The organism is Rathayibacter sp. AY1B7, from assembly GCF_002932735.1.
In the GTDB taxonomy this organism is placed as follows: Bacteria; Actinomycetota; Actinomycetes; order Actinomycetales; family Microbacteriaceae; genus Rathayibacter.
Genome location: NZ_PSWK01000035.1, coordinates 23,851 through 33,471, shown reverse-complemented (window position 1 = coordinate 33,471; position 9,621 = coordinate 23,851). Strand labels below are relative to the sequence as shown.

Below are 9,621 nucleotides of genomic sequence, written 5' to 3'. Positions count from 1 at the left end.
ATCGAGCGCGAGATCGACGGGAAGACGGTCACCGTCGGCGTCCTCGGCCTCGTCACCCCCGGCGTCCGCGTCTGGGACAAGCAGTACGTCGACGGCGTCCTCGAGTTCCAGGACATGGTCGCCGCCGCGAAGCAGTGGGTCCCGATCGTGCAGGAGCAGGCGGACGTGGTCGTCGTCCTCGCGCACACCGGCCAGGGCACGGTGCCGGACGCCGAGTACGACGCCGCCGACCTCAACGAGGACGTCGTCAACAACATCGCGACGCAGGTCCCCGGCATCGACGTGGTCGTCGCCGGCCACAGCCACAAGGACCTGCCGCAGACGCTGTTCACCAACGTCGCCGGCGAGCAGGTGCTGGTCACCCAGCCCGAGTTCTGGGCGCAGGGCCTCACCGAGGTCACCCTGAACCTGGTGCCGGACGCCGCGGGCGGCCTCGAGGTCGACTGATCGGCCGGGAACGCGCCCGTCACGCAGCCCGTCTACGCGAAGGACATCGCCGAGGAGTCGCCCGCACTGGTCGCCGCCCTCGCCGAGCAGCACGCCGCCACGATCGAGTACGTGAACACCCCCGTCGCCGACTCGGTCGAGGAGCTCTCGGCCGCGACCTCGCGCTACGAGGACACCCCGATCATCGACTTCATCAACACCGTCCAGGCCGAGACCGTCGAGACGGCGCTCGAGGGCACCGAGTGGGCCGACCTGCCGGTGATCTCGCAGGCGTCGCCGTTCTCGCGCACCGCCGTCTTCCCGAAGGGGCAGGTCAGCATCCGCGACATCGCGGGCCTGTACATCTACGAGAACACCCTCCGCGGAGTGGAGCTGACCGGTGCCGAGGTGCGCGACTACCTCGAGTTCTCGGCCCGCTACTTCGTGCAGACCGCCGAGGGCGCCGCGTTCGACCCCGAGACCGGCACCAACGCGACGACCGAGGACCGCCCCGACGGCATCCCGGACTACAACTACGACGCGATCTCGGGCCTGGACTACGTGATCGACGTCTCCCAGCCCGCCGGCTCGCGGATCCGCGGTCTCGCCCACGCCGACGGCACCCCCGTCGCCGACGACGAGCGCTTCGTGATGGCGGTCAACAACTACCGCCAGAGCGGCGGAGGCGCCTACCCCGCCGTCGCGCAGGCACCGCTCGTCTACGACGAGCGTCTCGAGATCCGCCAGCTCCTCATCGACTGGTCGACCGCCCGCGGCGTGATCGACCAGGCCGACTTCTACGACCCCAACTGGTCGCTGACGACGGAGCCCGCCGCCGAGGTCCCGGTCACCCCGGCGCCGACCGAGCCCGGCACCCCGACGGAGCAGCCCACCACCGCTCCGTCGCCGCACCCCACCACCACGGCGGCCCCCGTCGCGGGAGGCTCCGGCCCGGGCTCGCTCGCGAACACCGGCGCCGACGCGGCCGGCCTGATCGGCGGAGCCCTCGTGCTGCTGCTGTCGGGTCTCGCGCTGGTCGTCGCGCGACGCCGCCTCGCGGCCTAGCCGAGCAGGGCACGGGCGGCGGTCGGCGGGGTCTCCCGCCGGCCGCCGTTCGTCGTTCCGGAGGATCGCGGGACGATCGGGCCGCGGACCGGCGGCTCAGTCCCCGCGGCGTCGCGACCGGCGGGCCCGCCAGGCCGAGAACGCCCCGGTCGACCAGAGCGCCCAGACCACCAGCAGGGGCTGGAAGACGAGCCGCACCGCGCGCGCCGCGTCCGTCTCGAGGCCGAACGCCGGCGTCCGCGTCACCAGCTGCGAGATGTTCCCCGGGAAGACCGCGACGAAGAACGCGGCCACCACGACTCCCACGATCACGCGCCACCGCACGAGCACGACGAGCGCGAGCCCGAGCGCGATCTCGACGACGCCCGACGCGACGACCACCAGGTCCGGGTCGGCCGGCAGCCACGGCGGGACCTGCGCCTGGAAGGCCTGACGCGCGACCGTCAGGTGCGCCGTGCCGGCCGTGACGAGCAGCAGGCCCAGGAGGATGCGGGCGAGAGTGCGCGGGAGGGAGCGGCGTCCTCCGTCGGTCGCTGTGGCGGCGGTCATGCCCCCAGTCTGCGCTCGGAGCCCGCTCGCGCCGACCGCGAGCGCGTTCCGGCGGCGCCCCGTATCCTCGTTACCGCCCCGTCCGCAGACCGTGAAACGAGTTCCATGAGCACCCTGCCCCGCCTGATGGCCTTCGACCTCGACGACACCCTCGCCGCCTCGAAGTCCCCCGTCGACCCGGCGATGGCCGACCTCTTCGTGAAGCTGCTCCAGGCCACCGAGGTGTGCATCATCTCGGGCGGCCAGATCGGCCAGTTCCGGATGCAGGTGCTCGACCGCCTCGAGGGCGCCGACCCCGAGGTCCTCGCGAAGCTGCACCTCATGCCCACCTGCGGCACGCAGTACTACCGGTACGAGAACGGCGACTGGGCGCAGATCTACGCCGAGAACCTCACCGAGGACGAGAAGTCGCGCGCGCTCGCCGCCGTCGAGGAGAAGGCGAAGGAGCTCGGCTACTGGGAGTCCGAGACCTGGGGCCCGATCCTTGAGGACCGCGACTCGCAGATCACCTTCTCGGCCCTCGGCCAGTCCGCGCCCGTCGAGGTCAAGCAGGCCTGGGACCCGGACGGCGAGAAGAAGAACACGCTCCGTGAGGCCGTGCAGGCCGTGCTCCCCGACCTCGAGGTCCGCTCCGGCGGCTCGACGTCGGTCGACATCACCCGCAAGGGCATCGACAAGGCGTACGGGATGAACAAGCTCACCGAGCTGACGGGCATCCCTCTCGACGACATGATCTTCGTCGGCGACCGCCTCGACCCGGACGGCAACGACTACCCCGTCAAGGCGATGGGCGTCGAGTGCTTCGCCGTCGAGGGCTGGCACGACACCGCCGCGTACCTCCGCTCCTACGGCCTGTAGGCCGCGCACCGCGAGCCTCTGCCGCGGCGGGGGCGCTGCGGCAGGGCGGCGCCGGGCGGGCGTCGTTCAGCGGTCCTCGTTCAGCGAGCCGGCGGCGGTGCCGCCGAGGGCGAGCCGGAGCCGCTTGGGCAGTCCGGCGACGACGATCGCGTGGGACTCCTCGATCAGCTCCAGCACCAGCCCGGACTCCACCGCCCCGCCCGCATCGACGGTCACCCAGTGCTTCTTGTTCAGGTGGTACCCGGGCTCGATGCCCTCGACCCCCGCGACGAGGTGCACCACGTTCTCGGGCAGCGCCTTGACGCTCACGACGGGGCGCTCGAAGCGCTCCGACTCGAGCGCGAAGACCTTCCCGGCGACCTTCCACACCCGCGTGCCCGGGCCGAACGGGAAGCTCGCCTCCGCCCCCGCGAGCCCCTCGAGGAGCCGCCGTACCGCCGTGTCGTCCATCCGATCATCCTCCCGCACCCGACTGCGCCGGAGGCGGAACGCGCCCGCTCACCGGACCCGACCCGAGTCCCATCGGAGCGGCGCCCGTCGCCGCCGCTCCGGCGCCGAGGTCGGACGACGCGACGGCAGCGTCGGAGGAGCCGGAACGGAGCGGACGTCCTGATGGGTCGATGAGCGACTGCGGATGCGCCGGCGATCCTCCTCTCGCCGCCGGGGATCCGCGAACGAGCCCGCGCCCGGCCGAGGTGAGGCCGATCAGTCGGATCACGACGAGGCCGTGCAGCCGACGGAGACGCTGCACCTGAACGAGGAGGACGCCCTCGGGAGGCGGTCCTGCCCGTGCGCGCCTGGTGACGGAATCACGAAGGCCGTAGAGGCCATCCTCCGATCGGCCTTGTAGGGGTTCCTCGGGCGGGAAAGCGAGCGGGGAGACGCATCCGGGCAGCCGACACCGGAGCGCCTCATCCGGCCGGACTCACGGCCCGATCGATCCGCCAGGAGAGAGAAGGAACACAAGCGGGAGACGGCTCTGCGCCTCACCTGTCGATCAATCATCTCTCTTGCGGCAGAACAGGGCGACCTCGGAGTGAGGCGGATAGTCGTTCCGCCGCCGTTTCGGAGCCTCTCTCATCTGTCTCGAGATCGTCGAACCCCGTTGCGTGGAATTACTTGGTGTGCAGTAGTCTCAGGCCTGCCGCGGGAAGGACAGCCCTCTCGCGAAATCAATCGTCGCGGAAAAACTCTCGGGACGCTGCGACATGAGCAGTGGATCTTCCGAGGGAACGTCTGCCGTCTACGGCTCAGGTCGTTCGTTGAAGATCCGCAGGCCATTCGTCCAACCAGAGAGGCATATTATGTCGAACACGTCCCCTTCTGATTCGCCCGTTCCGGCTCGCAATGCGGTTCCCGGCCGCCGGACCGTTTTGCAGGCGGCCGCATGGACCACTCCCGTCGTCGTCGCGGCGATCGGTGCGCCGCTCGCCGCCGCATCGGCCCCGGTGACCGTGCGCACGGTCGCTTTCGTCGACCAGGAGGGTGGCGATGCCACTACTTCCTACACGACGAGCAGCTGCAACCCGTTCAACGCCTACCTCCAGGTGAGCGATTCCGGAGTTCCGGCCGCCGCAGGCATCGCGGTGACGGTGACTCTGCCGACCGCGCTGCGCTGGTACGACGGCACGGCCACATCTCGCACGCTGTTCACGGGTGCCGGCGGAAGCCTCGTCCTGGAGGGCTTCAACGGTCTGCGTTTCGCCACCGCCGGAGTCAGCCAGACGGGCACCATCACGGCCACGACAGCAGGCGTGGTGAATCCGGCCCAGCCGACCGTTCCCGTGGCCGATGCGACCACCGCAGCGATCGTGAACGGCACCAGCGGCACCCGCACCTCGACCTTCCGCGGACGTCGCAACAATGTCGAGTCCGAGATGCCGGAAGCGGTCACCACTGTGGTCGATTTCGCAGTCGCGTGGACCGGCGTCGGTGACACGGCTGTGTCTGCGACCTACCTGAGCTACGTCGTCTCCCAGAACGGCGACGTCTACTCGCACACCGCCCCCTCCGGCGGCTTCTACGAGTGGGACACGACGACCCCCATCCGCATCGGCATGACCAGCATCGCGGCGGATGACGGTCTGATCATCGCCGGCGGCGACCGCGGAGCCCGCCTGTTCTCGGCCAGCGGCAGCACGGTGTACGACTGGGACGGCGTCGCGCTCGCGGCCGCGCCCGGAGGCCGCACTGTCCTCGACATCGCCGTGTCGTTCAGCGACGACAGCCTGTGGCGGGTGTCGCTCGTCGCGACCGACGGGACGGCATGGGAGGCGACGAAGACCATCGAGGCCGGAGCGTCTTGGTCGCCGTGGACGCAGGTCCTCGCCACAGTCACCGGGCTGCGTCAGGTCGCCGCCGACACCCAGGTCTTCGGCGCGACGCGTCGCATCTTCGCGACGACGGCCGCTGTGTTCGACCAGGACGGCACCCAGCTCACCGCACTTCCGGCCGGACGCACGGCGAAGGACCTCGGAGTCGAGATCGGCGGCAACTGGATCAACGTGATCGGTGACAACAACCAGTACTACCGCACCCCGTTGAGCAACCCCGGGACGTGGGACAGCAACAGCACCGGCAGCCCCGTCGTCACGATCACGAACGTCACCAGCGTGGCGTCGGCCTCGACGCCGAACATCGGCATCCGCGCGTTCTACCTGGCAGGCGCGGCACTCTGCGGCTGAGCTGATCACCAGGGGGCGCCCTGACGACGGCGCGCCCCCCGAGCAGGACTCGCGGGTCCGGTGACGTCCTCCCCTCGATCACCGAGGGAGGACGTCACCGGACCCGCTCGTGCGAGCGGATGCCTCGCTCACAGGACGACCGGCTCGGGCGGACGGGGACAGGGCCTCGATCCCCGGTCGCGCTCACCGGCCCGAACCCGACACGACCCGAGCGATCCGCGACGTCCTGAACGGAGAGCGGAAGCGCCCCGGGAAGCCGCGACACGGCTCGTCATCGGCTCCGAGCAGCTCCCCGTCGAGGCAGGATCGTCCGCCGGCGAGGCGCTCGCCCCCGGAGCGCCCGACCACGGGCGCCTGGCCGCGGCCGTGGCCGGAGCCGATGACCGCAGACGCATGCGCCGATCTCGGCTCCACGCCCAGGAGCACTCCGGCGCAGCACCTGTCCGTCTCGATGAGCACGAGTGTGCCGTCGTCGTTTCCGGCAGCGGAAGCGTCCTGCTCGTCCCTGCCGGCGACGACGTGCCCGCCGTCGGTGCCCGACGATCGTCCGCCGGTCTCCCCTCGCGAGCTCTCGCGGCGCCTCTCCCGAGTCTTCTCCTGCCGTTGCGCGTCACGCCCCATCGACAGCGGCGGGACGCCGCGACACCGCATCAGCACCGGACGCACGTGCGCCGACCGCGCGAGCCGAGAGACCTGAGCCGCCCGACGGATCCGACCCGCCGAACCACCTCGACTCCCCGTGCTCGGGACGTCTCCGCCGCCGACGTCCGAGCGGTCGTCGACGGCGCACAACGGAGGTCCGAGCGCGTCCTCATCGTCGGGGAATAGTCGGAATAGCCGAGAGCATCCCCTAGGAGGGGCCTTTGCGCGGAGCTTCGCTCAGGACGGAGGAGCACGACGCCCGACCACTACGCTGAGGGCAGGTCGCTTATGCGAGAGAACAGCGGTCAGTCGCAGACAGGGCTCACACGGTGAAACTGCAAACACCCACTTCCACGAAGAGCTCTTCCTCCGAGAAGGGCCGGAGCTCCTGGTCCCGAGCAGTGGCCAGAAAACTCGTCATCACCGATGTCCTCGTCATCGTGTTCTCGGTCTTCAGCAGTCAGTTCTTCTGGTTCGGAGTGGAGAGCCGAGAATTGTTCGTGGCCGGCCATCAGCCGGAGATCGCGGGCCTGCTCGCGAACTACTGGATCGTCTCCTCGATGATCGTGGTGCTGTGGGCCGCCCTGTTGAAGTTCTACGCCACACGCGAAGACCGTGTCCTCGGCGGAGAGGTGACGGAGTACAAGCGCATCCTCGATGCGACGCTCCTGCTGTTCGCCGTGATCACGTGCGTCGCCTACCTCGGCCAGATCGGCTTCGCCCGCGGGTACATCATCACCGCGCTCCCGCTCGGCCTCGTCCTGCTCTGGCTCGGACGCGGAGCCTGGAGGGTGTGGCTGCGGCAGCAGCGGAGCGCGGGCCGGTACTCCTCCTCCGTCGTCCTCGTCGGCTCGCCACGGAGCGTCGAGCACATCTACCGCGAGCTCGTCCGCGCCACCGGGGCCGGGTATCTCGTTGTCGGCGTGTGCATCCCCGAGGATCTGGCCAGCGATCGGGTGAGCGGGTGGGGGGTGCCTGTCTTCGAGAACATCACGGTGGATGCGGTGCCGGGCATCCTGAACCGGACCGGCGCCGATACCGTCATCATCACGAGCAGCGACCACCTGCCACCCGAGCAGATCCGACAGTTGAGCTGGAGTCTCGAGCCGAGGCGCCAGCACCTGGTCATGGCGCCGAGCCTCACCGACATCAGCGGACCGAGGATCCACATGCGCCCGGTGGCGGGCCTTCCTCTCGTGCACATCGAGACACCTCGATTCGAGGGCAGCAAGCAGGCCCGCAAGCGTGCCCTCGACATCGTCGGATCGCTGAGCCTCATCGCCGTGCTGATGCCTCTCATCGCCTCGGTCGCACTGGCCGTCAAGCTGACGAGCTCGGGGCCCCTGTTCTATCGCCAGACGCGGATCGGCATCAACGGCAAGCCCTTCGGCATGATCAAGTTCCGCTCGATGGTGGTGAACGCTCATGATCAGCTCGCCGAGCTGCTCGCCGCTCAGGGAACGTCCGGAACACCACTGTTCAAGATCACTGACGACCCTCGCATCACACCGATCGGACGCTTCATGCGCAAGTACTCGATCGACGAGGTCCCTCAGCTCTTCAACGTGCTGAGAGGCGACATGTCGCTCGTCGGGCCGCGGCCGCAGGTGGCGGGAGAAGTCGAGCTCTACGACGAGGCCGCGCGCCGGCGCCTCAACGTCAAGCCGGGCATGACCGGGCTCTGGCAGGTCAGCGGGCGGTCGACGCTCTCCTGGGAGGACGCCATCCGACTGGATCTCTACTACGTGGAGAACTGGTCGTTCACCGGGGACCTCGCGCTGCTCGCGAGAACCGTGCAGGCCGTCGTCGCCCCCGGAGGCGGCGCCCACTGACGCATCGGGCCACCGCGCGAGCGGCCGGTCCTCACATCTCGGTGACGACCGCGTCGTCGATGCCGACCGTTCCCGCGGCGGGGTCGTTCAGGCCGACGGTCACGCGGAAATGCGACGCCCAGGACGGCGCCTGGCGATCCACGCCGGTCGCGGGTCTTACCCGGAACGGGAGTGCCGCGGCCATCGCCGCCATCGACTGCGTCGTCGAGGAGACGGGCTCCGAGCGGACGGTGACAGGGATGCCGCGGGCGTCACGACCGGAGACGGTGACGAAGGACTCCGAGACGATCATCGACCCGTTCGCAGCGGCCTGTCCGATGACGAGGTCGGCGGCGTAGACCCGCCCGGGTCTGCTGAGCACATCGAACGAGAGACTCGTCTGTCCGGTGCCTGTCTTCCGGACCAGGAGCCGCCCTGACGCGACGGCGAGCGTGGCCGACGGGCTCGCACTCCGAGAGGTGGCGTCCGGAGTGTCCAGGTACGCGTCCGCGACCGTGCCCACATCGAAGGCTCCATCGACGAGCCGGTTCGCGGCGCGGTGGACGAGAACCGAGGTCGGCACGACGGAGGGCTCGTCCAGGATCGAGACGTCCGCCAACCGGACGAGTCCGGTCCCTCCGACGAGGTAGCCCGATGCCGGAGCGACGTTGCGGAAGGAGGTGCTCGTCACGACGATCCCGCCTCCCCAGCTCCTGTGAGCCGTCTCGAAGACTGTGGCCGCCGCCAGCGGGGCGGCGGCGGAGACCGTGCCGCCGTTGATGCTGATCCTGGCCGTCGTCGTCGCAGCGGTGGAGAACGCGCTGACCGTGCTCGCCGGGGTCAGGCGGACGGTCGCAGCGTGCAGCGTGACGGCACCCCCTGAAGCCTCGACCGCGCGATCGCATCCGCTGATGGCCAGCGACGTCGTGTGCAGCTCGCCACTGGTCGACGCGGAGGACAGTCCCGTCGTGCACGAGCGCACAGAACCGCCGACCATCGCGAGATTCGACCCAGGGGCAGTGCCGGCGACCAGGACGCCCGTGCCGCACTCCTCCACGGCCACGTGGAAGAGGCGCAGATGCTCGGCGCCGGGACCGAACCGGACACCCGTCTCGAATCCGATGATCTCCACTCCGTACAGTCCTGCGCCTCGGACGCCTGTCGCCGAGGACAGCTCGAGGCCGACGGATCCAGGAGCCGCTCGGCCGGGACCCGTGAGGCGCAGTCCGCGCAGGCTCACGCGCGTGTGCGGCGCATCATCGGAGGCCTCGGAGGCGGTGAGGACGAGCGCCGATCCCGACACCGCCGTCGCATCGACATCGCCTCCGGCGAACTCCATCGACACACGCGAGAGGTCGATCGTCAAGGGTGCTGTCAGCACGACGGGCTCGGAGACGACCAGGAAGGACTCGGTCGCGAGGGCGTGAGCCGCGTCGAGAGCGGCCCGGAGCCGCTGCTCAGCAGTCGCTCCCGGGAACTCGGTCGAGTCCCGGAAGCCGTCCAGCCGTGCGTCCGGGAAGGCGTTGGCCGCTGTCGCCGGGGGGGCCGTCGCCACCGCCGTCACGGCGCCCGCGCCCGCTGCCGCC

Annotated in this window: 8 protein-coding genes; 5 read left to right on the top strand and 3 right to left on the bottom strand. The window is 70.0% G+C overall.

Annotated features, from left to right (window positions below; genetic code table 11):
- Together C5C95_RS15250 and C5C95_RS15245 are read left to right on the top strand one after the other, a co-directional pair.
- Window positions 1-447: metallophosphoesterase (locus tag C5C95_RS15250; RefSeq protein ID WP_181125727.1), on the top strand; the 447-nt coding region annotated here is incomplete at its 5' end.
- A 111-nt stretch (window positions 448-558) separates the two neighbouring features.
- A complete protein-coding gene (locus tag C5C95_RS15245; protein ID WP_104324773.1) occupies window positions 559-1,491 on the top strand; it encodes a 5'-nucleotidase C-terminal domain-containing protein in 933 nt (310 codons plus the stop codon).
- Between the two features lie 96 nt (window positions 1,492-1,587).
- Here C5C95_RS15245 and C5C95_RS15240 read toward each other — a convergent pair whose 3' ends face one another.
- Window positions 1,588-2,040, bottom strand: a complete 453-nt coding sequence (locus C5C95_RS15240; RefSeq protein ID WP_104247486.1) for a DoxX family membrane protein — start codon at window positions 2,038-2,040, stop codon at window positions 1,588-1,590.
- Between the two features lie 105 nt (window positions 2,041-2,145).
- Between C5C95_RS15240 and C5C95_RS15235 the strand changes: the two genes are divergently transcribed.
- Entirely contained in the window at window positions 2,146-2,898 is a 753-nt protein-coding gene (locus C5C95_RS15235; protein ID WP_104222786.1) for an HAD-IIB family hydrolase, read from the top strand.
- A 66-nt stretch (window positions 2,899-2,964) separates the two neighbouring features.
- Here the strand turns inward: C5C95_RS15235 and C5C95_RS15230 are convergent, their stop codons facing one another.
- On the bottom strand, window positions 2,965-3,348 hold the full coding sequence (locus C5C95_RS15230) for an MmcQ/YjbR family DNA-binding protein (RefSeq protein ID WP_104222787.1): 384 nt from the start codon (window positions 3,346-3,348) through the stop codon (window positions 2,965-2,967).
- A gap of 923 nt (window positions 3,349-4,271) precedes the next feature.
- Here C5C95_RS15230 and C5C95_RS15225 point away from each other — a divergent pair.
- A complete protein-coding gene (locus C5C95_RS15225; protein ID WP_104324772.1) occupies window positions 4,272-5,582 on the top strand; it encodes a hypothetical protein in 1,311 nt (436 codons plus the stop codon).
- Window positions 5,583-6,625: 1,043 nt separating this feature from the next.
- Window positions 6,626-8,056: a sugar transferase gene (locus C5C95_RS15215; protein ID WP_258063295.1), complete on the top strand. Its 1,431-nt coding sequence runs from the start codon at window positions 6,626-6,628 to the stop codon at window positions 8,054-8,056.
- A gap of 31 nt (window positions 8,057-8,087) precedes the next feature.
- Here the strand turns inward: C5C95_RS15215 and C5C95_RS15210 are convergent, their stop codons facing one another.
- Entirely contained in the window at window positions 8,088-9,590 is a 1,503-nt protein-coding gene (locus tag C5C95_RS15210) for a hypothetical protein (protein ID WP_146076940.1), read from the bottom strand.
- Between the last annotated feature and the right edge of the window lie 31 nt (window positions 9,591-9,621).

What these genes read in the sequence shown, in the direction of transcription:
- C5C95_RS15230 (WP_104222787.1), bottom strand. Translation starts at nt 3,348, where the DNA reads ATGGACGACACGGCGGTACGGCGGCTCCTCGAGGGGCTCGCGGGGGCG.
- C5C95_RS15240 (WP_104247486.1), bottom strand. Translation starts at nt 2,040, where the DNA reads ATGACCGCCGCCACAGCGACCGACGGAGGACGCCGCTCCCTCCCGCGC.
- C5C95_RS15235 (WP_104222786.1), top strand. Translation starts at nt 2,146, where the DNA reads ATGAGCACCCTGCCCCGCCTGATGGCCTTCGACCTCGACGACACCCTC.